Origin of the sequence: Pseudomonas sp. PS01297, assembly GCF_029959305.1 — a bacterium.
In the GTDB taxonomy this organism is placed as follows: domain Bacteria; phylum Pseudomonadota; class Gammaproteobacteria; order Pseudomonadales; family Pseudomonadaceae; genus Aquipseudomonas; species Aquipseudomonas helleri.
Genome location: NZ_JASCPQ010000023.1, coordinates 17,120 through 40,193, shown reverse-complemented (window position 1 = coordinate 40,193; position 23,074 = coordinate 17,120). Strand labels below are relative to the sequence as shown.

The window sequence follows — 23,074 nt, the reverse complement described above, 5'->3', positions numbered from 1 at the left end:
GTCAGCGCTGCGTCAAAACGCCTCCAGTGGCGTTTTCGTGCTGTCTATATGGGAAAATTCTTTTCCCGATGGGAATATGGCCAATGATCCGCTAGCCTGTAGTCAGCTTTTTGCACTTTCTCAGTGCGAAACTATTATTACTGAACGGAAAGTGTGCAGGACTGAATGACGATGCCAACCGAACCCGCTCCACGGCTCAAGCTTGAGCAATACTTGGGCATGCAGATAAAGCGCCAACGTCAGGCTCAGGATTTGAAGTTGTCCGACGTGGCCAAAATTGCCGATATCAGCCAAGGCATGTTGAGCAAAATCGAAAACGCCCAGGTCTCTACCAGCCTCGATACCTTGAGCCGTCTGTGCGACGTGCTCGGCTTGCCGATGTCCAAGCTGTTCAGTGAATACGATCAGCAGGACGGCAGCGCACTGCTGGTCAAGGCCGACCAAGGCATGGAGGTGGTGCGCCGGGGCACCGAGAAAGGCCACACCTACCACTTGCTCAACCACACGCGCGGCCCGAAGAAGAGTTTTGAGGCGTACATGGTGAGCATGGACGACGCCAGCGAAGAGTTCCCGACCTTCGCCCATCCGGGCACCGAGTTTTTGCATTTGCTGGAAGGCGAATTGATCTATCGCCACGGCAACCAGTTGTACCGCATGCAGGCGGGCGACAGCCTGACCTTCGAAGGCGACATCCCCCATGGGCCAGAACAGCTGGTGCAAGTACCGATTCGTTTGTTGTCGATCATGAACTACGGCAACGACAAGGAATAAGCCCTTCCCTCTTTGGCTGCCGCCCCGTCTTCGATACCGCGTTGTGGCGCAGCAAAAAGGCCACCGAATATCTTCAGCATCCCCCAATCGGTTCCCTCTCCTTCGGGAGAGGGCTAGGGTGAGGGGGCTCTTAGATCAAGATCAAAAGATCGCGAGGCAAGCTCGCTCCTACAGATGCGAATGTTTCCTCCCCGCATAAAATTCCTGTCAGTTAAAAAACTTTCTTAAACCTCTGGACGCGGCGCGGGCATTCCCCTATAAAGCCAACATTCAGGAATATTTTATTCCCTCCAAGAAAGTACGTTCCACCTCGAGAACGGCTGTGCTGATGTCTTTTTTCGCCCTGCGATGAGCTGCCACTACCTTCCCGAGGATGTGTCATGCAACACGAAAAAAACCATTTCATCATCAAGGTCACGTGTCCGGCGGTGTCTGGCATCGTTGCTGCCGTGACCACGTTTCTGGCGGACAACGGTTGCTACATCGGGGAGATGGCGCAATTTGACGATGAGTTCAGCGGGCGCTTTTTCATGCGGGCCGTGTTTCGCTTCAACGATGAGCAGGCCGCTGACCTTCAGCAGATCAAAGACGGGTTCAGTGACGTTGCCGCCGCCTTCGACATGACCTGGGAACTGCACGACACCCGCCAGCCAATGCGTGTGTTGCTGATGGTGAGCAAGTACGACCATTGCCTGGGCGACTTGCTGTACCGCTACCACAAGGGCGAGGTCGACATGACCATCACCGCCATTGTTTCCAACCACCTCGACCTGCGGCCCATGGCTGAGCGCGAGGGTATCCGCTTCATTTACCTGCCCGTCAACAAAGACACCAAGGCCCGGCAAGAAGCCGAACTGATGAAAATCGTCGACGACACCGGCACCGAGCTGGTGGTGTTGGCGCGTTACATGCAAATCCTCTCCGACGACCTGTGCCAACAGCTGTCAGGCCGGGCGATCAATATCCACCATTCGTTCCTGCCCGGCTTCAAGGGCGCCAAGCCGTATCACCAGGCCTGGCAACGCGGGGTAAAGCTGATCGGTGCCACCGCGCATTACGTGACCAGCGACCTGGACGAGGGGCCGATCATTGAGCAGCAAGTGCAACGGGTCGATCACGCCCATTTGCCGGAAGATCTGGTGGCAATCGGGCGCGACACCGAAACCGTGGCGCTGTCCAGGGCGGTCAAATACCACCTTGAACATCGGGTGTTTCTCAACCAGGACAGAACGGTGATTTTCCGGTGAATACGCCCCTTTTGATTGACGGTAAAGCCGCCGCCACACGCGTGTTGCAGCAAGTGCGCGAAGATGTAGCCAGCCTCTACGAGCAGGCCATTGAGCCCACCCTGGCGGTGATTCTGGTGGGCAACGACCCGGCCAGTCAGGTGTATGTGCGCAACAAGGTCCTGCGCGCCGAAGAGGTTGGTATTCGTTCGCTGGAACATCGCCTGCCGAGCGATACAGAGACTGAACACTTGCTGCAGTTGATCGCCAGCTTGAATGCCGACCGTTCGGTTCACGGTGTGTTGCTGCAACTGCCCCTGCCCGCGCATATCGACGAACTGCGCGCCCTGCAGGCGATCAGCCCGGACAAGGACGTCGACGGTTTCCACAGTGACAACGTCGGCGGGCTGAGCCAGGGCCGCGCGGTGCTGGCGCCCTGCACACCCAGCGGCTGCCTGTATTTGCTCAAGCAGGCTTGCGGTGATTTGCGCGGCAAGCACGCGGTGGTGATTGGCCGCTCGAACATCGTCGGTAAACCCATGGCCGCCCTGCTGCTGCAAGCCGACTGTTCGGTGACCGTGCTCCACTCTCGCAGCCAGGACCCGCAAGCGCTATGCCGCCAGGCCGACATTGTGATCGCCGCCGTGGGCCGCCCGCGCCTGATCGACGCCGATTGGCTCAAGCCCGGCGCCGTGGTGATTGATGTCGGCATCAACCGCATCGATGACAACGGTCGCAGCCGCCTGGTCGGCGATGTGGATTTCGACAGCGCACTGACCCGCGTCGCGGCCATCACCCCGGTGCCCGGCGGCGTCGGCCCGATGACCATCGCTTTTCTGATGAAAAACACTGTGACCGCTGCCCTTAACCAATCTCAGGCGCAACGCAGCCTGTCGGAGGCCGTATGCCCTTCAATCTCTTGAAATACGGGCTGAGTTCGGAGTACCCGATAGAGGTCGACTTACCGCCGCCCAAGGCGCTCAAACCCAGCTATGACGTGGTCATCATTGGCGCGGGCGGGCATGGCCTGGCCACCGCTTACTACCTGTCCAAATACCACGGCATCAGCAATATCGCGGTACTCGAAAAGGCCTATCTGGGGGGCGGCAATACGGCGCGCAACACGGCGGTCATTCGCTCCAACTACCTGACCAGCGAAGGCGTGAAGTTTTACGCCGAGTCAGTGCGGATGTTCCAGTCGCTGTCCAACGAATTCGACTTCAACATCATGTATTCGGAGCGCGGCCAACTGACGCTGGCCCACACCGATGCCACCGTGCGTTCGTTCCGCCAGCGGGCCGAGGTCAACAAGCACTTTGGCGGACGCAGCGAGATGATTGACCGCCAGCAGATACGCGAACTGGTGCCCACCCTCAACCTTGATCCCGGCCACCTGCCGGTGCTCGCCGGGCTGTGGCACATCGACGGCGCCACCGCCCGCCACGATGCCGTGGCCTGGGGTTATGCCAAGCAGGCGGCCAAACGCGGGGTGGAGATTCATCAACTGACCGAGGTTCAGGACCTGGTGATCGAGAACGGCGCGATCACCGCTGTCAAAACCAACCGCGGGACGATCCGCTGCGGTTGCGCCGTGCAGGCGATTGCCGGGCATAGCTCGCTGCTGATGGCCAAAGCCGGGATCCGCTCGCCGATTCAGACCTTCCCGTTGCAAGCCATGGTCACGCAACCTTTCAAGCCGTTTCTCGACCCGCTGGTGAGTTCGTCGGCACTGCACTGTTACGTGCAGCAAACCAGCCGTGGCGAAGTGGTGTTCGGTGGCGGCTCCGACCCCTACCCGCTGTACAACACCCGCTCGACCCTGGACTTGAAAGAAAGCCTGCTGGCCCACGCCATCGAGATGTTCCCTTTTTTGGCCAACGCCAAACTGATGCGCCAGTGGGCCGGGAGCACCGACATGACCCCCGACTACAGCCCGATCATGGGCTTGTCGCCGGTAAAAAATTACTACCTCGACGCCGGTTGGGGCACGTGGGGCTTCAAGGCCACGCCCATCTGCGGCAAGACCATGGCCGAGCTGGTTGCCAGCGGCGGCAAGGTGCCCGAACTGATCAAACCGTTCGCCCTCGAACGTTTTTCAACCTTCCAGCAAGTCAACGAAATGGGCGCCACGGCGGCCAGCCACTGACCCGGAGCACGCAATGAAAATCATGATGTGCCCGCTCAACGGGCCGCGCAATATCAGTGAGTTCACCTACGGCGGCGAGTTCAAGGTCATGCCAGATCCGACCACCTGCAGCGATGGCGAATGGGCCGACTACGTGTTCAACAGCGAAAACCTCGCCGGGGTGGTGCGCGAATGGTGGATGCACACGCCGTCCAGCTACTGGTTTATCGCCGAGCGCCACACCGTCAGCGATGAAGTACTGCGCACCTTCGACCCCAAAGAGCTGTTTACCCGCCGTGTCGAGTTCAGCACCGCCGCCAAGGAGATTGCAGGATGAACCGCCTCCCCGCCCCGATGGGCCTGCTGATCGACCGTCATCAGCCGCTGGACTTCACGTTCGATGGCGAGCGTTACCAGGGCCTGCAAGGTGACAGCATTGCCAGTGCGCTGCTGGCCAACGGCCGGTTTCTGCTCTCCCGCTCGTTCAAATACCATCGCCCCCGTGGCCCGCTGACCATGGCCGGGCAAGACGCCAACAGTCTGGTGCAATTGCCCAAAGAACCCAACGTGCTGGCCGATGCCTGCCCGCTGACGTCGGGTTTGCAGGTCAGCGCGCAAAACGTCAACGGCAGCCTGGACCATGACCGCGACGCCTGGCTGGGCAAGTTTTCCAAATTCATGCCGGTGGGGTTCTACTACCGCTCGTTCTACAAGCCCAAGGGCATGTGGAAGCTCTGGGAGCCGATGATTCGCAAAAAAGCCGGGCTGGGTGTGCTCGACCTGAATTTCACCCCCGAGTACTACGACAAGGCGTATCTGTTCACGGATCTGGCGGTGATCGGCGCCGGGCCTGCCGGTTTGCAAGCCGCGTTGACGGCCGCCAATGCCGGGGCCAAGGTGCTGCTGATCGAGCAGCAAGCGGTGCTCGGTGGCTCACTGACCTATGCCCGCTTCGACATTGAAGGCATTCAGGCCAACGCTGTGCGCCATTCGCTGCTGGCGCAAGTGGTGCAGCACGCCAATATTAAAGTGCTCACCGAGGCGACCTGTAACGCCTGGTTCACCGACAACTACCTGCCGGTGATTCAGGGCAAACGCCTGTACAAGGTGCGGGCCAGCCAATGCCTGGTGTGCAGCGGGTCGTTCGATCAGCCGGTGATCTTTCGCAACAACGACCTGCCGGGGGTGATGCTGAGCAGTGCCGCCCAACGCCTGATGAAACTCTATGCGGTCAAGCCCGGCCAACGTGCCGTGGTACTGACCGGCAATGACGACGGGTATCTGGCCGCGCTGGATTTGCATGAGCAAGGCGTGGAGGTTGCATCGCTGATCGACCTGCGGGCCGCGCCGGGTAATCCGGCGCTGCGTGAAGCCTTGCTGCAACGCAAAATCCCGTGCCTGAACAACAGCACCGTGTACGAAGCCCTGCACGAAAAAGGCATGCGCCACGTGACCGGGGTCGAGGTGCGCACCATCCTCGCCCAAGGCCGCGTGGCCGACAGCGGCAAACGTCTGGAGTGCGATCTGTTGTGCATGTCGGCAGGCTATATGCCGGTCTATCAACTGCTGTGCCAGGCGGGGGGCAAACTGGCCTATGACGACCAGCGCGCCGAGTTCACACTCAGCGGGCTGCCGCAAAACTTGCTGGTTGCCGGGTCCGTCAATGGCCGTCACTCACTGGACAACGTACTCGCCGACGGCGCCCGTGCCGGTGCTGCTGCGGCACGGGCACTCGGCCTGAGCGCAGATGCAGCCCCTGAACGGTGGCGGGCAGAAGCACCAGTCAACTTCAACTGGCCGATTTTCCCGCACCCCAAGGGCAAAGACTTCGTCGACTTTGACGAAGACCTGCAAGTGGCCGACATCGTCAACGCCACGCGCATCGGCTATCGCGACGTGCAACTGGTCAAACGCTACTCCACCGTGGGCATGGGCCCGTCCCAAGGCCGCCACTCGGCACTGCCCACCGCACGCCTGGTGGCGTGGGCGACGCAACGCAACATCAGCGAGACCGGGGTCACCACTGCGCGGCCGCCGTTTGTGGCAGAAAAACTCGCCCATGTGGCCGGTCGCGCGTTTGACCCGTATCGACAAACACCCATGCACATCCGACATGTGCAGGCAGGCGCGAAAATGATGCCGGCCGGTATCTGGCAACGCCCGGCCTACTACGGCGCGGCCAAAGACCGCGAAGCCTGCATGCAGGCCGAAGCCCTGCACGTGCGCAACAAGGTCGGCATCATTGACGTGTCGACCCTGGGCGGCCTCGATGTGCGCGGCCCGGATGCCGCTGAGCTGTTGAACCGCCTGTACACCTTTGCCTTCATCAAGCAGCCCGTGGGGCGCTCGCGCTATGCGCTGATGACCAACGAGCACGGGGTAGTGATTGATGATGGCGTGTGCGCACGCTTTGCCGAGCAACACTTTTACGTCACCGCCACCACCAGCGGCGTAGACCGCATTTACCAGCAGATGCTGAAGTGGAACGCGCAATGGCGTCTGGACGTCGACATCACCAACGTCACCGCCGCCATTTGCGCGGTCAACGTGGCCGGGCCGGACTCACGCAAAGTCCTCGAACTGCTCTGTTCTGACCTCGATTTAAGTGCCAGTGCCTTCCCGTATCTGGGCGTGCGCCAAGGCACGGTGGCCGGGATTGCAGCGCGCTTGCTGCGGGTCGGTTTTGTCGGCGAGCTGGGGTATGAGATCCACGTTCCGGCCCGGCACGGGCTGGCGCTCTGGGATGCCCTGATCAGCGCCGGCAAAGCGTTTGATATTCGCCCGTTTGGCGTCGAAACCCAGCGCTTGCTACGCCTTGAGAAAGGCCACGTGATCATCAGCCAGGACACCGACGGCATGACCCACCCGGCAGAAATCGACATGGGCTGGGCGGTGAGTCGCAACAAACCCTTCTTCGTCGGACGGCGCTCGGTGGACATCCTCGAAGCCCAACCGCTCAAGCGCAAACTGGTGGGCTTCAGCTTGCCCAAAGACAGCGCGCAACCCCTTGAAGGGCATCTGGTGCTTAACGGCCCGGACATCAGCGGCAGCGTTACCTCCTGTGAGTACTCCGCCAGCCTGGGCAAGATCATTGGCCTGGCCTACGCGGGCATCAACCAGAGCACGCCGGGGCAACGCATCCCGATCCGTGTTGAAGGGGGTGTGACCGTTCAGGCCGAGGTTGTCGCCCTGCCCTTCTTTGACCCTGAAAACCAGCGCCAGGAGCTTTGATCCATGACCAGCCTGAGACAACAGCAAGTGCCCTTGATTGGCTGTGCCCTGTGCGACTTGACCGACCTGCCCCGGGTCGGCTTTCGCGGGGCTGACAGCGCCGACTACCTGCGCGGCCGCGGCTTCGAACTGCCGACCGCCCCCAACCGCGCCATCACCCAACCTGACGGCAGCCTGGTGGCACGGCTTTCACAGACTGAATACCTGCTGATCGCCAGCCACCTGCAAGACGAACGCATCGCCGACGAAGAAGCACGCTGGGAGATGGACCATCAAGCCAACTACCTGCTGCCGCGCCAGGACAGCCACGGCTGTTTCCAGCTCAGTGGCGAGCACCTGAGCGCGATCATGGCCAAGCTCTGCGGCGTCGACCTGAGTGCCGAAGCTTTCGGGTTTGGCGCCGTGGCGCAAACCTCGGCGGCGCGTATCAACGTCATCGTGATCAATTCGGGCAGTGCGCAGCAGCCAGCTTTGCACATCCTGTATGACCGGCCATCGAAAGCCTATTTCCACGAAGCGCTGGTAGATGCAATGCAGGAGTTTATTGGGGGGTAAAAGCGCCTGTAGGGGCTACCGTCCCGTCTTCGACGCCGCGCTGTCGCGCAGCAAACAGGCCACCAAATATCTTCAGCATCCCCCAATCGGTTCCCTCTCCTTCGGGAGAGGGCTAGGGTGAGGGGGCTGTTAGATCAAGATCAAAAGATCGCGAGCAAGCTCGCTCCTACAGGTGGGTGACGCTTTTTCAATGCAGTGAAGCCGCTTCCAGAATCAGGTCCGCGCCGCGCTCTGCCACAGCCATGACCGCGCCCTGGATGTTGCCGGAGACCATTGAAGGAATCACCGAGGCGTCAACCACGCGCAACCCTGTCATGCCCCGTACCCGCAGGGACGAGTCGACCACGGCGTCAGCATCTTCGCCCATGCGGCAGGTGGCGATGGGGTGATAGATGGTCTGGCCGTTGCGTTGGGCAAACTCAAGCCATTGTTCGTCGGTCTGCACGTCAATGCCTGGGCCGGTTTCCAGCTCGACAAAGGCTTGCATGGCAGGCCGCTGCATGATCCGCCGGGCGATTTTCATGCCCTCGATCAAGCTCTGGCGGTCTTCTTCGACGCTCAAGAAGTTCGGCCGAATGGCCGGCATGACTTGCGGGTCGGCCGACTGGATATGGATGCTGCCCTTGGACTTTGGCCGTAACTGGCTAACCCCGATGGTCATGCCCGGGTGCTTGTCTAGAATCCGCTCGGCCGCGTTGGCGTAGCTGGCGTGCACCACAAAGTACTGTACGTCCGGGGTCGGCATCTGCGCCTGGCTTTTGACAAACCCGTGCACCAGCCCGGTACCCAAGGTCAGAATCCCGGTGCGCTGGGTAAAGTATTCGAACACCGCCATGCCCAAACGCCAGCCACGGGCCATTTGGTTGAGGGTGATCGCGTTTTTGAGCTTCCAGTTCAGGCGGGTGGCAAAGTGATCGATGTAGTTTTCACCAACCCCGTCCAGCCGGTGCTTGACCGCGATGCCGACTTTTTCGAGGACATCCGGGCGACCGATCCCGGACAACTCAAGGATCTGAGGCGACTGGATCGCCCCGGCACAGAGGATCACGTCCTGCTGGGCGTTGACGGTGATTTCCCGGCCATTCTGGCGGTAAGTGATGCCCGTGCAGCGATTGCCCTTGAGCTCCAGACGCAACACATGGGCATGGGTTTCAATGGTCAGGTTGGGCCTGCGCCGGGCCGGGTTCAGGTAACCGTCCACCACGCTCCAGCGCCGCCCTTGGTGCTGGACCACCTGGTAGTAGCCGAAACCGGTCTGCTGTTCATTGTTGTAGTCGCTGTTGAACGGCTGATTGTCTTGCTTGGCCGCGAGCATGAACGCGTCGGCAATGGGATAGCGCTCAGACACCTGGCTGAGGTGCATAGGGCCGTCATGACCACGGCGATGATCGCCCAGCGGGTAGTTTTCGATCTTTTTGAAGTACGGCTTGAGGGTGGTGAAGTTCCAGCCCTTGGCGCCAGCGGCCTCCCAGGCGTCGTAATCACCCGGCTGACCGCGCACGTAGATCATCCCGTTGATCAAGGTCGAGCCGCCCAGGCCTTTGCCGCGTGGCACGGCAATTTCGCGGCCCTGGGTGTTCTCTTCGGCCTGGGTCTTGAAACGCCAGTTATAGCGTTTGTCGACCAGCAGTTTGCTGAAGCCTGCCGGAATCGGAATCCAGAAACCCTTGGGTTCACCACCGGCTTCCAACACCAGGACACGGTACTTGCCGGAGGCAGTCAAACGGTTGGCGAGAATGCAGCCTGCGGTGCCGCCGCCGACGATGATGTAATCAAACGCACTCATGACAGGACTCTTTCTTGCTCGACGACATCGCTGCTGCCATCAACTCAATCTGGCAGAGCAGCATAGGCAGCCCTTCATGGATCCGGCAGCCAACTTTTTGCGCCGCCGCCAATAATGGAGTGATGACTGGTTTCATGATGATCTCGGCAACCACTTGATCGGCTGTGAGCAGCGTGACGTCACACGGCAGCGGGTCGCCCTCCTTAAGCCCCAATGACGTACCGTTGACCACCAGGTCGTAGCCTGAAGGGTCGGAGGTTCCGACCGTGACTTGCAGATCAGGAAACGCCTTGGCGAGGCGGTCAACCAGCGACGTGGCTTTCTCGCGACTGCGGTTGGCGATGGTCAGCCAGCCAATCCCGGAGGCAGCCAGGGCAAAAGCGATGGCATTGGCCGCCCCGCCTGCGCCCGCCAGGTACACCGCGCGGCCTTCAAGTTCGATGCCGGCCTGCCGCAGGCCGCTGACGAAGCCTTCACCGTCGAGGATCTCACCGTGTAATTTGCCGTCGCTGGAACGGGTCACGACGTTCACCGCACCCACCAGGCGCGCGGCCTCGGAAACGCTGTCGCACAGATCAACAATGGCGGTTTTGTGCGGCACCGTGACGATAAAACCGTCAAGGCTCTTGATACCGCGCAAGCCGTTGACCACCCGCTCAAGGTCAGACGGCGACACATGAAACGGCACCAGCACCTGGTCCAGCCCCATCGAGGAAAACAGCCGGTTCATGGCTTGCGGGGTCTGCACGTGGTGGATCGGGTCGGCAAGGATGGCGAAGACCCGTGTGGTGCCGCTGATTTGAGTGATGTCAGTCATTGCTTCAGGCCAGGGTGTAGGCGGTTTTTACGCCTGTATAGAATTCACGGGCATAGCTGCCCTGCTCTCGTGTGCCGTAACTGGAAGCCTTTCGGCCGCCAAACGGGGCGTGATAGTCGACGCCTGCGGTGGCCACATTGACCATCACCATGCCCGCGCCGGAACGCTGCTTGAAGTCAGCGGCGTATTTCAGCGAGGTGGTGCAGATACCCGAGGACAAGCCGAAATCGGTGTCGTTGGCCAACGCAACGGCCTGCTCGTAATCCTTGACCCGGATCACGCTGGCCACCGGACCAAAGACTTCTTCGCGGTTGATGCGCATGTCGTTGGTGGTCTCGGTAATCAGCGCCGGGGACAAGTAAAAGCCCGGGGTTACGCGTTCCAGCCGTTCGCCGCCAAAGACCAGGTTGCCGCCTTCACTGCACGCAATGTCGATGTACTCGCAGTCCTGCTTGAGTTGCGCCTGGGACACCACCGGGCCCATGTCGCAGCCGTCGGCCAGCGCATGGTCGACCCGCAGCCCGGCGAGCCGTTGTTTCACGGCTTCGATAAAGCGGTCGTGGATGCCGTCTTGCACGATCAAGCGGCTGGAAGCGGTACAGCGCTGGCCGGTCGAGAAATACGAACCGGACACCGCGACCTCCACGGCTTGCTGCAAATCGGCGTCATCCAGAATCACCAGCGGGTTTTTACCGCCCATTTCCAGTTGCACCTTGGCGCCCCTTTCCATGCAGGCCAGGCCCACCTGGCGGCCGGTGAAAGTTGAGCCGGTAAAGGTCACGCCGCACACTTTGCGCGAATGGGCCAAGACGTCACCCACTTTTGAGCCCGGCCCCATGACCAGGTTAAACACCCCGGCCGGCAGCGCCCCGGCCCGCACAATGATTTCGGCCAGCGCCCAGGCACTGCCCGGCACCAGATCTGCGGGTTTAAAGACCACGGTGTTGCCAAACGCCAGCGCGGGGGCGATCTTCCAGGCCGGGATCGCGATCGGGAAGTTCCACGGCGTGATGATCCCGATCACCCCTTCAGGCTCGCGGCGTACATCGACCTCGACGCCAGGGCGAATGGAAGGCAAACGCTCGCCTGACATTCGCAAAGCTTCACCGGCGAAAAACTTGAACACGCGCCCGGCCCGCACCACTTCCCCGACGCCTTCGGCGAGAGTTTTGCCCTCTTCACGGGCGAGCAAGCGACCGAGTTCCTCGCGACGTGCGAGGACCTCGCTGCCGATACGGTCCAGCGCGTCACTGCGTTGTTCTGCGGTAAATTTCGCCCATGCGGCCTGCGCATCAAACGCCGCTTCAACCGCCGCTTGCGCCTGCGTGGCATCTGCCCGCGCATACTCACCGATTACATCGTTGGTGTCTGACGGATTGATGTTTACGTTCACATCAACGCCGGTAACCCACTCTCCGCCTATATAGTTTTTATTCACGCGTAGTGCTCCAGCGAGGGAATAAACACGTTCCAGGTTCACTATGGGTGTGCTGCCTTGAAGGCAGCCGAACGCCTTGACCATGACGCAGGGCGCCAGCTTTTAGGGGGCGAAATACCCTGGAAAATGCAGTCAATCGCTATTAAGAAGGTGATGGCAAAAACATACGCTGAAGCCCGGACAGCGTCTATGAATTGGCTGTGACGGGGGTTCATACCCGCTGTGCCAGGACGGCACAGGGCTATTGGTTTGCTGCCACCGTCTTCGACGCCGCGCTGTCGCGCAACAAACAGGCCACCGAATATCTTCAGCATCCCCCAATCGGTTCCCTCTCCTTCGGGAGAGGGCTAGGGTGAGGGGCTTTTGATTTGAGAGGGTTTGAGTACATATCATTTGCTGCGGCAACGGCCACTTAGGGTTCCGGCCTTACGCCGTGCCACTTTGAAAAGCGCAAAGTGGCCAAACGCTTTTTGCCCCACCACTCGGTGCCTCGCTAAGGCTCGGCATACCCTCACCACAGGCCTTGCTCCGTGGGCCCGCCGCGATCGGCCATCCTTGGCCGTGTCGCGGCTAACCCGGCGTCCTGCCGGGTTACCCACTGCGCAAAACCTGCGTTCGGCCAGCGTGGTTTAACGGGGCCTCTTAGATCAAGATCAAAAGCTAGATCAAGATCAACAGCTCGCGAGCAAGCTCGCTCCTACAGGACCTTTAGAATCAATCACTTATTTTGTGTTTGATATGAGCTGCCGAGGATCGAAGGCTGCGATCTTTTGCGGTTAACCCGGGTAGCGGGTTTCCATGACCACGGACAAGGCGTCCGGGCGCCAAAACTCCTGGTCAAACTCAACCGGCTGGCCGGCTTCACCAAAGTTCAGGCGTTCAAGGTACAAGCTGCTGGAACCGACACTGAGTTGCAGCAGTTCGGCCTGATGCTCGTCCACGGTGCCAGTGTGCATGGCCAGTTCGCAGCGCGACTGGACACGGCCAAAACGCTCTCTCAGCACAGTGGTTAGAGAGGTATTGAGGTCGGCATCGAGTAAGCCTGGGCACCAGCTGGCGACCAGTGCGTTGAATTCCAGAAGCACCGGACGCCGATCCACCCAGCGCCGCCGTTGCAAATAAAACATCGGTTCGTCAGCCGATGCCAAGCCCATCCGCCGTGCCAGCCAACTGCCCGCCGGGCGCAATTCGGCGTGCAGGCATTCGGTTAATGGCGTACGCCCTTGGGCGGCAACGTAGTCCATAAAGCCGGTGATGCGGGTCGGGTCGTAGCGAATGCGTTGGGGGCTGACGAACCAGCCCCGGCGGTTTTCCCGGTACACCACCCCTTCGGCTTCGAGCTGCTGCAACGCTTGGCGCAATGTCACGCGAGTGCAGCCAAAACGCTCGGCCATCTCACGTTCGGACGGAAATTTGTGGTCAGCCTGGGGCGTCCCGCTGGCGACGTCAGCGGCAATTTCGTCACGAATACGCAAGTAATGAGGGGACACGGGATCAAATGGCATTGGCACATCCACGGGCTTGGGTCTGCGCTTCCTGGCTCAGCAGGTCACGCTTCCAGCTACGGTAGCCATAGAACGCCAGCAGCACAAACCCGGCGTAAAGGCCTGCTGTCAGTTGCAGGTCTTTGCTCAAGTACATGCCCACGTAGACGACGTCCAGGGCTATCCACAACGCCCAGCTGGCCACGTATTTGCGCGCCGCCCAGACGCTGGCGACCAGGCTGAACGCGGTCAATGAAGCGTCCAGCCACGGCACAGCGGCATCGGTAAAACTGGACATCAGGCCGCCCAGCAACACGGTGCCGATGACACCGGCAATCGCGCCCAGTACGGCATCGCGTAACGGCAGTCGCGCCACGTGCACTTTGCCGTGATCCAGCCCGCCCTGGCTCCAGCGCCACCAGCCGTAACCTTGCAGAAAGGCAAAGATGATTTGCAGCAAGGTGTCGGAATACAGCTTGGCGTCGAAAAAAATCCACGCATACAACAACACGGCCACGACACTGACCGGCCAGCACCAGCGGATGCGCTGGGTGGTCAGCCAGACACCTAGGACATTGATCAGCACGGCGACGATTTCCAGATTTGACATTCTTGCGCCCTCAATAAAGTGGTGCAGCACCCAGGGTGCTGCCCGAATCAGAAGTTCACCGTGGCGGACAAACGCGCGGTTCGCGGCGCACCCTGGAATACGTAGTCGTCGCCCATGTAGGCACCCACGTCACGCCAGTAGCGTTTGTCGAACAGGTTGTCGACCGTCAGGCGAAACACCGTGTCGTAGCCTTCGATGCGGGTGCTGTAGCGGCTGCCGACATCGAACACGGTGTAACCGGCGGCTTTGACGCTGCCCTGCTGATTGGCATATTTGCTGGCGCTGTATTGCCCGCCGCCCAGCAAGGCCAACCCCGGCACCCCCGGGATGCTGTAGTCAGCGTGAAGGCTGGCGCGCAGGTTTGGGACGTTGATGGCTTGATGCCCATCATAGGCGTCGGTGCCGCTGTCGCTGACCCGAGCGCGGATGGCTGCAACACTGGCGGCGATTTGCAGGTTAGTGCTCACGTGGCCATTGGCCGATAACTCGATCCCTGTGTTTTTCTGCTTGCCCTGCTGCACGAAGGTGAAAGTGCCGTCGCCGTTGGGCTTGTTGTACTGGTAGTCCTGGCTGATCTGGAACAGCGCGGCAGTCAGGCTCAGGTTTTGCCAGTCGTGCTTGACCCCCAGTTCGATTTGGCGCGAGGTGGTGGGCGCGAGGATTTCACTGGCATTGGTGCTGAACCAGGCCGCCTGGCCGCCCAGTGACAAACCCTTGCTGTAGCTGAGGTACACCGAGGTATCCAACCATGGCTTGTAGATCAAAGCCGCTTGCGGCAAAAACTCCGAGCGTTGGGTATGCCGATTGGTCGACCCGTCGCTGTCATAAGCTTTTTCGTCGAGGCGAATCTGCCGCCCGCCGAGCACGGTTTGCCACTGCTCGTTGAAGCTGATGCGGTCGGTCACGAACACGCCGTATTGGCGGCTGTCGAGATGGCGGTAAGTGTGGCCCGGGGTGCCGTCATACGGCTCCAGCGGTTCAGGGGTGGTGCCAATCGTGCCGGAACCGATCATCTGGTTGAACTCAGGGCGGCTGTCGAGCACCCGGCGAAATGCGCTGCTGCCCACCGTCAGTTCGTGCTTGAGCGAACCGGTGTCGAACTGGCCGCTGAGTGCCAGTTGCGCCTCATCATTGCGCCGCGTGTCATCGGGGTTGCGGTAGTCATAAATGTCGTAGTTACCTTCAGGACTGAAAGTGTTGGGCACGGCGGCGTCGGCGCAACTGGCCGAGCCGTAGCAGCCCCAGGCAAAGGTGCTGTAGTCATCAATCACCACCCGGCTGCGCGAGGCGCTGAAGCTGGCTTTCCAGTTCTCGTTGAAGCGGTACTCGTACAAGCCGTCCATGTTCAGCGAGTTGATGGTCACCGGCTTCGACCAGCTTTGATAAGCCAGCAGATCGTGAGGGTTGACGTGATGAGGCAGCTCAGTGCCGCCCAGCAACTGATAGCCCGGCACCGAACGCTGTTGACGGCGCTGGTACTCGGCATTCAATTGCAACGTGCTGTTGGGGTCGATGTTCCAGTCCAGCGCCAGCGAGGCAAAATCGCGCTTGCCGTCGGCATGGTCGACATAGGAATGGATGTCTTCATGGGCCAGGTTGGTGCGGATACCCACCTGCTGCTCGCTGCCGAACCAGCCACCCAAATCAGTCGCCAGATAACTGCCGCCCTGATCGGTGGTCGATACCGTCACCGAGTGCACATTTTCCGGGCGTTTGGTCACGTAGTTGACCAGGCCGCCAGGCTCGGACACGCCACTTTGCAGGCCCGCCAGGCCTTTGAGCACTTCGACCTGTTGCTTGTTTTCCAGACCGACATTTTGCTCGCCGGTGATGGTGCGCCCATTAATCTTGTAGCTGCTGGCCGAATTCAGGGAGAAGCCGCGCACCTCAAAGTTTTCGTAGTAACCAATCGGCGCATAGCTTTCGCCCACGGAGGCGTCATTGCGCAGCACTTCGCTGAGCAGGCGCGCTTGCTGATCCTTGATCTGCTGATCGGTGATCACGCTGATTGCCGCGGGCGTGTCGAGCAGAGGCGCCGAGTCAAAGCCGCCGACCGAGGCCGAGGTGGCCTGATAACCGCTGTCGTGCTCGCCGACTACGGTTACGGCGTCCAGTTGAACGCTATTGGATGAAGCCGCCGGGCTGTCCGCCCATGCCCCGGCGGGCAGCAAGGTCGTACCCACGCCACAGGCCATCAACATGCCTGCGCGTAACAGATTTGGCGAAAACCGAGGGAGGGATAACTCGGCAGTTCGATACAACATGACCATGAAAGCTCCTTAACGGGCACCGCCGTCACCGGCGCTATTTGCCAGGCACGGTGCCGCAAACGCGCCAGAACTGCAAAGCCCCGGTACTACTTGGATTGATTGGCCAGTGCCCGAAGGCCCGTGGACGTCAGGCCGGAGCTGCTCCGGTGGTCATTGGCAAGCGCGGGTCGGCAGCCCATTCCTGGAGGGAACCGTCGTAGATATAGACGTCGGAGCGACCGATTAATGTAAGGGCCAGGGCCTGCGCGGCGGCAGAAATACCGCCGCCGCAGTACACCACCACGGGTGCCGTGGCCTGCAACAGCGGCGCCAGCACCTCACGTAAAACCTGAGGTTCGAGGTAGCGACCGTGTTCATCGAACACACTGCGGGCTGGCACATTGAGGCTGCCCGGGATATGCCCGCGACGGGCATAACGGGTCACGGCGCTGCCCTCGAACAAACCGGCAGACAAGGCACAGACCAGGGTCGCGGAGCGCTCCCCGGCGAGTACGGCCTCAACGCCTGCACGGTCGATCCACAAACCTTCGACAAAGGCTGGCAGCCACTGGCTTGGCTGCGCCGCCTGCGCCCCGCTCTGCTCGGGCAAACCTGCGCGCTGCCAGGCCCTGAAACCGCCGTCCAGCACCTGGCTGTGCAGGCCGACACTGCGCAGCATCCACCACAGCCGCGCCGCCCAGAATCCGTCATTGCGGTCGTAGATCACCACCCGTCGTTGCGGGCTGATGCCCAGTTGCGTCAAGCCGTCCGCCAACTGCGCAATGTCCGGCAAGGCAAAACTGAACGACGCTTGCTGATTTGCCAGAGCGCCGTACAGGTCGGCATGCAACGCCCCCGGAATGTGCGCCTGCAGCCAGCCGTCACGGCCGCTGCGCACCTGATAGTCACCATCAAAACGCGGTGCAGGCAGTTCAACCGTGGCATCGATGATCAACAGATCCGGGTCGTTCAGCGCCGCATGCAGGGCCTGCGGGCTGATCAACGGGCCGTTCGCGGTGTCGCTCATGGCTGCTCACCCTCTTTGGTGCGGGCGGCTAAATCGTGCAGATGGGCCAGCAGGCGTTGACCTTCTGCGCCGTTAAACCAGCGCGTATGACCGATCAAGTAAGCCTCGTAGGCCACCGTGGCATTGGCCTCGGAACCGACGATGCCCTGGTAATAAGCGACTTCTGACAACGCAAAATCGGTGTGCACCAACGGCAGCAAGGCCGCCAGGGTCAAAAAGTCTTGGGCCTTCAAAGGCCGCACACTGCTGTAGCCCTGCAAAATCGCATCGACCGACTCCAGCGAGGCGGCAGCGCGGCCGCCGATGTCCAGGTCCAGCCAGGGAATGCTGTTGCGCTCCACAGCCGTGGCCAGATCGAACAAGGCAAAGGTCTGATCCGCCAAACCAAAATCCAGCACGCTGCTGACCTGGCTGTCTGACTGCGTGGTGTCCCAGAGCAAATTGGAGGCATGCCAGTCGTTGTGGGTCCACAAGGGCTGTTGCGCGGCGAGCAATGGATACAACTGCTGATGAAAAGGCAGATGCAGGCTTTGCAGGTCAGCACGCCAATCGCGCTGGCTCAAGTACGCCGCCAATGCCGGATCATTCACGCAGGCCGCTTCAATGGCCGCAATCGGGTCGGGCTGGCTGAACAGACGAAAGTTGGCCAACAGCACCGGCGCCTGACGCGGCGGCGCAGTAAAACCGCTGGCAGCGTCATGCAAACGGGCCAGACTCTGCCCGGCAGCCCAGGCATGTTGATACGCCTGAAACGGCGTCCACGACAGCGCCTCACGATAGAGGTCTTGCCCGGCAGCGATATGGTGCACTTCATACGTCCACTCGCCAAGGGCAATGGCCGTGTCGCCCTCAGTACTGCTCAGCACCTGGGCCACCGGCGCGCCGTTGCCACGCAGATAGGCCATAAAGCGATGCTCTTCGCGCAACCACTCCGGCTCACGCACCGAGCGGTGATGACGTTTGACAAACAGCGGCTGCTCACTGGTGGTGATCAGGCAGGCCGCCGAGAAAGGACGCGGGCTGTGCCAGTTGACTTCACGCAGGCTGCCGACCGCCGGGTAGTGACTGAGCAGTTGCTCAATCGCCGCATCGCCAATCGCTGGCCAGTCGGCTTGTACCGGCTCCCGTCCCACGCCATGAGCACTGCTGCGCGCGTCTGCCATCAGAGCGTCTCCGGCAGGTAGGCATTGGTGGTTGCGCCACGCCAGGCGTGTGCGTCGTTCAGCACCTGATGCTCATGCAGCCACTGGGCATAAGGTTGCAGCAGGCTTTCACGCTGCTCGCCCCAACGGCCTTGGTGCAGCCAGGTAGGGGCGATGTGCTGCAAAGACTGCGCGAGCAGTTCCCGGGGGAAATACGGCGTGGCGAGTTCATAAGCCTGCAACGCGCTCAGCGGGTCTTGCGCGGCGGCCAGATAACCGCGGGCGGTTACGGCCAGGAAGATTCGGGTCAATTCAGGGTCAGCGGCCAGGGTGTCTTCGTGGGCGCCGAGCAAATAGCTGTGATACGCCGGGGCACCGATGTCATCCACCGGCCACACCACGCGACGCTCTTCGCCAACCGGGCTGGCCATCAACGCTTCCCAGGCCCAGTAACCGCCAAAACTGGCATCGGCGGCACCGGCGGCCAACTCTTCGGGGCGCAGTTCGCGCACGCCGCTGTCGACGATGATGACCGCATCCGGATCGCCGCCATCGGCTGCCACCAGGTGACGCACCATGGCCAGACCGCGTGGGGTCGGGTTCAACGCCAGGCGGCGCCCGGCCAGATCACGGGGCCGGGTAATGCCCGAGTCGGTGAGGGTTTGAATCGACTCCAGGCCGCGATGGTTGATCGCCGCAATGCCGCGCAGTGGCTGGTCCAGGGCGCGACGCACCAACAAGCGGTTGCTGGGGAACAAACCGAAGTGCACGGCTTTGCCGAGCAAGTGATCCAGCGTGTCGCCACGCCATGGGTCATGCACCACCAGTTCGACGTCCAGACCGGCGTCGCTGTACCAACCCTTTTCACGGGCCAGATAAAGCCCGGCCGAGTTCGGCCAGGGGTGGAAATATTCGAGCATTACGCGTACGCCAATCATTACCGCGCTCCTGCCCTGCCACTCAACGGTGAAGGGCGCTGTTTTTTGAGTAGGCGATTTATAAAGGTGAAATCTGGTCTATACCAATATCGTTTTTTGCTATGGATATAGCTGTTTTGGTTTCAGGCTGCGATGGATGCGCGGGATCAAGATCTAACAGCCCCCTCACCCTAGCCCTCTCCCGAAGGAGAGGGAACCGATTGGGGGATGCTGAAGATATTCGATGGCCTGTTTGATGTGCGGCAGCCCGGCGTCGAACACGGGGCGGCAGCTCGGGGGGTTGAGGCGCGCCAGGTACTCATACAGGCGCTCGACCCGGCAGCGGTGACTCGCGCAGCAGGTCTATGACGATGCGAACCCGGGCGGTCATCGCCGGGGACGCTGGCCATACCGCATGAATCGGCAAACCCGGTGCCTGATACGCTTGCAACAACGCCACCAAGGCACCCGTCTTGATCTGTGCATCGACCAACCAACCGGGCAACTGTGCCACTCCGTGGCCGTTGAGAGCCGCAGCTGCAACGGCTTCCATGTCCCCCAGACGCAATCGCGCAGGTAGTTGCAACAGGCTCGTGCGGCCCGCCAAGCCGCTAAAATGCCAGCCCTCGACACGCCCGTTGCGCAGCGTTCCAATGCAGGCATGGCTGGCCAGGTCTGCGGGAGATTGCGGCTGACCATGCGCCTGCAAATAGGCCGGTGACGCACATACCACCAGGCTTTGGCTGCCTATATGTCTGGCCGCCAAGGTGGTGCTGTCTTCCAGCGTGCCAATGCGAACCGCCAGGTCGTAACCCTCTTCGGCAAAGTCCACCGCGCGGCTGGAGAAGACCATTTCAAGTTCAAGTGCCGGGTACTGCGCTGCCAATTTCAAGAGCAACGGCGCAATCCAGTAGCGCCCCAGCAAGACCGGAACAGCCACGCGCAATCGCCCGGAAGGCACGCGACGACGCTCACTCAAAGAGGACTGCGCGCGCTGTAATTCCTCCAGCGCCAGCACGCAGCTGTCATAAAACGCCAGCCCTTCATCCGTCAGCGACAGGCTGCGGGTGGTGCGGTGCAGCAATCGCGCGTCCAGCCGTTGTTCAAGCCGCGAGACCGCTTTGCCAATGCCCGAAGGTGTCTGCCCCAATTGGCGGGCAGCGCCACTGAAACTGCCGGTTTGCACAGCCGCGACGAACGCTTGAATACCGGTCAATCCTTCTACTGAAACCATGGTTGAGGCCTTTTCTATTTGAGACTTCTAGTCCTGAGAGCTTGGTATTTATAGCTGAACTGCGGATTAAACCTCACAGATAAAATACGCAAACTTCTTTTGCACGAGTCTTGTCTGCCATGTCTTCTGCTATCAAAACCCACAGCCGCTGGCTGGCGTTGGGGGGCATTTCCATTGCCAGCTTTCTGGGCTGTATCGACTTCACCATCGTCAACACCGCGATACCGGCGATTCAAACCGAGTTGAATGCGAGCATCGATCAAAGCCAATGGGTGGTGACGATGTTTGTCATGGCGCTCTGTTCATTCATGGTCGCAGCCGGGCGGCTGGCGGATCTGTATGGCCGACGTGGCGCGCTGTATACCGGCATGCTGGTATTTGCCCTGGCGTCATTGGGTGCTGGCTTGTCGACTTCAATCGGCATGCTGATTGCCTGGCGCTTTGTGCAAGGGCTGGCCTGCGCCGTGCTCTACACCACCTCGGCCAACCTGGTGGCCGATGCGTTCGCGCCCCGGCAGCGCGGCATGGCCCTGGGGCTTCTGTTTAGCGCCAATGGCCTGGGGCTGGCAGCGGGCCCGGTTGCCGGCGGGTTACTGGTAGCTGCATGGGGCTGGCGCTCGGTGTTTTTACTCAATGTGCCCTTGATCGTGCTGGCTTTTGCGCTGTGTCTGGGGCAATTGCAAGCCTCACGCCCACCTGCAACGACGCAAAAGCTCGACATCCCCGGCTTGCTCCTGCTCATGCTGGGCATCCCCGGCCTGCTGCTGTTGATCAGCCATGCCGGTGAATGGGGCTGGGGGTCTGTTCAGACGCTGCTGCTGGCGGGGGGAACGGCGGTGCTGCTGGGCCTGTTTATTCGCATCGAGCTAAGGGCTGAACAACCGTTGGTAAACCTCGGGATTTTTACTAACCGGCGCTTTATAGCAGCCAGTATTGCGACGTTTTGCCTGGCGTTTTTTTACTGCGCGGCGTTTTTTCTCATGCCGTTGTATCTGGGTTTTATCCGCGGGCAGGACAGCGCGGGCATTGGCTGGATGCTCCTGCCGACTACCTTGGTGATGGCTGCAGTATCCCCGCTCGCCGGACGACTGGTTGATCGCTACACCACCACGCCAGTGTTGATTGCGGGCCTGCTGTTTCTGGCGCTGTCGGCGCTGATTCAGTCGCGTTTTACCCTGAACAGTGATCTGTCCACGGTGTTGCTGGCATTTGCCAGTATGGGCATCGGTTGGGGATGCATGCTCGGCCCTTCGACCATGGCGGCCTTGTCTTCGGTGCCAGAGCAACTGGGCGCAGTCGCGATGGGCACGTCATGGACCTTGCATAACCTGGGCGGCGCGCTGGGCGTGACGATTGCCACGGCGCTGTATACCTCGGCCACATCGTCCGCAGATGTGTGGACACAGACGGTTTTTTTGTCGGGTTTTCAGGCGGCGATGGGCTTGCTGGTCGGTGTTTCGCTAGCAGGAGGGCTGGCAGTACTGGCCTTGAGCCGTCGATCGGGCATGACTGCGCCAGCGCAGACGTGGTCTGGTGAGTAGAACACTCACTCCAGCTGCTGCTTGATCGCCTGCAAAACGATGCGTGACAAGCGCTCGACAGCCACGGATCTTTCCGCCTGCTGATAGCGCAAGGTCAAGGCGATGTTCGGCAGTTCCGGCAATCCGAGGGGCTGCTCGTCAAGCACGCAGGTGCCGGCTTGCAAGCCCAGGCGGGTTCTGATGGTGTAGCCCAGACCTGCCTGGGTGGCGGCTGCCAGGCCGGGCAAGCTGGAGCTGGTGAACGCCACCCGCCAGTCGATGCCTATACGGCTCAACGCCTCGGTGCCCGCCGTGTGAAACGGGCAAGGGGTGTCAAACATGATCAGCGGCAGGGGCTCCGCTAAATGGGCTTTCCAGGCGAGTGACTGCTGTTCGGAGCCGATCCAGCGCATGGGTAAACGGGCGATGGTTTCACTGCGCCGGGCGCCCTCGCCCCATACCACTGCCATGTCCAGCGCACCGGACTCCAGACGGCTGAGCAAATCGGCATTGCGGGCAATTTGCGCCTCGACCCGGACCTGCGGGTGGGCACGGGTAAATTGCCCCAGCACCGAGGGCAGAAAACCGCTCAAATCTTCTTGCAGGCCGAATCGCACCCAACCTTGCAGGGACGCCTCTGAGACCGCAAACAGCGCTTCGTCATTCAGGCTCAGCAAGCGCCGCGCATAGTCCAGCAATTGCTCGCCTGCCTGAGTCAACTCAAGCCCCCTGCCCGCCTTGCGCAGCAACGGCGCACCCACCTGAGCCTCGAGTTTTTTCATCTGTGCGCTGATGGCCGATGTCGACCGCGCCAGCTTGTCCGCCGCTGCCGCAAAGCTCCCTGACTCAACCCCGCAAACGAAGCTGCGCAGTACATCAAGGTCGAAACTGACTGGTCGCATAATCATCCTGCTTTTCGGGATTATTTTTAAAAATAATTGA

Annotated in this window: 19 protein-coding genes; 8 read left to right on the top strand and 11 right to left on the bottom strand. The window is 60.9% G+C overall.

The window, feature by feature from the left end; genetic code table 11:
* Positions 1–171 precede the first annotated feature (171 nt).
* From QMX84_RS09595 to QMX84_RS09565, 7 genes are all read left to right on the top strand, one after another.
* Entirely contained in the window at positions 172–771 is a 600-nt protein-coding gene (locus QMX84_RS09595; protein ID WP_048369155.1) for a helix-turn-helix domain-containing protein, read from the top strand.
* 380 nt (positions 772–1,151) lie between these two features.
* Complete coding sequence (purU, locus tag QMX84_RS09590) at positions 1,152–2,018, top strand: formyltetrahydrofolate deformylase (protein ID WP_048369156.1); 867 nt, start codon at positions 1,152–1,154, stop codon at positions 2,016–2,018.
* Positions 2,015–2,920 carry a bifunctional methylenetetrahydrofolate dehydrogenase/methenyltetrahydrofolate cyclohydrolase FolD gene (gene folD, locus QMX84_RS09585; RefSeq protein WP_262122740.1) on the top strand — a complete coding sequence of 302 codons (906 nt, stop codon included), beginning with the start codon at positions 2,015–2,017 and terminating at the stop codon, positions 2,918–2,920. Before purU ends, folD begins: the two co-directional genes overlap by 4 nt.
* Positions 2,902–4,143 carry an FAD-dependent oxidoreductase gene (locus QMX84_RS09580; protein WP_282363703.1) on the top strand — a complete coding sequence of 414 codons (1,242 nt, stop codon included), beginning with the start codon at positions 2,902–2,904 and terminating at the stop codon, positions 4,141–4,143. Before folD ends, QMX84_RS09580 begins: the two co-directional genes overlap by 19 nt.
* A 13-nt stretch (positions 4,144–4,156) precedes the next feature.
* Entirely contained in the window at positions 4,157–4,459 is a 303-nt protein-coding gene (locus QMX84_RS09575; RefSeq protein ID WP_048369159.1) for a sarcosine oxidase subunit delta, read from the top strand.
* Positions 4,456–7,353: a 2Fe-2S iron-sulfur cluster-binding protein gene (locus tag QMX84_RS09570; RefSeq protein WP_282363702.1), complete on the top strand. Its 2,898-nt coding sequence runs from the start codon at positions 4,456–4,458 to the stop codon at positions 7,351–7,353. The genes QMX84_RS09575 and QMX84_RS09570 overlap by 4 nt, the downstream gene beginning before the upstream one ends.
* A 3-nt stretch (positions 7,354–7,356) precedes the next feature.
* Positions 7,357–7,908, top strand: a complete 552-nt coding sequence (locus QMX84_RS09565; protein WP_282363701.1) for a sarcosine oxidase — start codon at positions 7,357–7,359, stop codon at positions 7,906–7,908.
* Between the two features lie 187 nt (positions 7,909–8,095).
* Here QMX84_RS09565 and QMX84_RS09560 read toward each other — a convergent pair whose 3' ends face one another.
* The 10 genes from QMX84_RS09560 to QMX84_RS09515 form a co-directional block, all read right to left on the bottom strand.
* Positions 8,096–9,694: a GMC family oxidoreductase N-terminal domain-containing protein gene (locus QMX84_RS09560; protein ID WP_282363700.1), complete on the bottom strand. Its 1,599-nt coding sequence runs from the start codon at positions 9,692–9,694 to the stop codon at positions 8,096–8,098.
* Positions 9,681–10,511 (bottom strand): shikimate dehydrogenase, encoded by an 831-nt coding sequence (locus QMX84_RS09555; RefSeq protein ID WP_262122753.1) that lies wholly within the window; start codon positions 10,509–10,511, stop codon positions 9,681–9,683. The genes QMX84_RS09560 and QMX84_RS09555 overlap by 14 nt, the downstream gene beginning before the upstream one ends.
* A 4-nt stretch (positions 10,512–10,515) precedes the next feature.
* Positions 10,516–11,949, bottom strand: a complete 1,434-nt coding sequence (locus tag QMX84_RS09550; RefSeq protein WP_282363699.1) for an aldehyde dehydrogenase family protein — start codon at positions 11,947–11,949, stop codon at positions 10,516–10,518.
* 776 nt (positions 11,950–12,725) lie between these two features.
* Entirely contained in the window at positions 12,726–13,454 is a 729-nt protein-coding gene (locus QMX84_RS09545) for a UTRA domain-containing protein (RefSeq protein WP_282363698.1), read from the bottom strand.
* Positions 13,444–14,043 carry a nicotinamide riboside transporter PnuC gene (gene pnuC, locus QMX84_RS09540; RefSeq protein ID WP_048369167.1) on the bottom strand — a complete coding sequence of 200 codons (600 nt, stop codon included), beginning with the start codon at positions 14,041–14,043 and terminating at the stop codon, positions 13,444–13,446. Before pnuC ends, QMX84_RS09545 begins: the two co-directional genes overlap by 11 nt.
* Positions 14,044–14,090: 47 nt before the next feature.
* Positions 14,091–16,313 carry a TonB-dependent siderophore receptor gene (locus tag QMX84_RS09535; RefSeq protein WP_282363697.1) on the bottom strand — a complete coding sequence of 741 codons (2,223 nt, stop codon included), beginning with the start codon at positions 16,311–16,313 and terminating at the stop codon, positions 14,091–14,093.
* A gap of 127 nt (positions 16,314–16,440) precedes the next feature.
* Positions 16,441–17,319, bottom strand: a complete 879-nt coding sequence (locus QMX84_RS09530) for a rhodanese-like domain-containing protein (protein ID WP_282363696.1) — start codon at positions 17,317–17,319, stop codon at positions 16,441–16,443.
* Positions 17,316–18,482, bottom strand: coding sequence for a phosphotransferase (locus QMX84_RS09525; protein ID WP_282363695.1), 1,167 nt, complete (start codon positions 18,480–18,482; stop codon positions 17,316–17,318). The genes QMX84_RS09530 and QMX84_RS09525 overlap by 4 nt, the downstream gene beginning before the upstream one ends.
* A complete protein-coding gene (locus tag QMX84_RS09520; RefSeq protein ID WP_282363694.1) occupies positions 18,482–19,399 on the bottom strand; it encodes an ABC transporter substrate-binding protein in 918 nt (305 codons plus the stop codon). The genes QMX84_RS09525 and QMX84_RS09520 overlap by 1 nt, the downstream gene beginning before the upstream one ends.
* Before the next feature lie 298 nt (positions 19,400–19,697).
* Positions 19,698–20,612, bottom strand: coding sequence for a LysR family transcriptional regulator (locus QMX84_RS09515; RefSeq protein WP_262122773.1), 915 nt, complete (start codon positions 20,610–20,612; stop codon positions 19,698–19,700).
* 119 nt (positions 20,613–20,731) lie between these two features.
* Between QMX84_RS09515 and QMX84_RS09510 the strand changes: the two genes are divergently transcribed.
* Positions 20,732–22,153 (top strand): MFS transporter, encoded by a 1,422-nt coding sequence (locus tag QMX84_RS09510; protein ID WP_282363693.1) that lies wholly within the window; start codon positions 20,732–20,734, stop codon positions 22,151–22,153.
* A gap of 5 nt (positions 22,154–22,158) precedes the next feature.
* Here QMX84_RS09510 and QMX84_RS09505 read toward each other — a convergent pair whose 3' ends face one another.
* Complete coding sequence (locus tag QMX84_RS09505; protein ID WP_282363692.1) at positions 22,159–23,034, bottom strand: LysR substrate-binding domain-containing protein; 876 nt, start codon at positions 23,032–23,034, stop codon at positions 22,159–22,161.
* Positions 23,035–23,074: the final 40 nt, after the last annotated feature.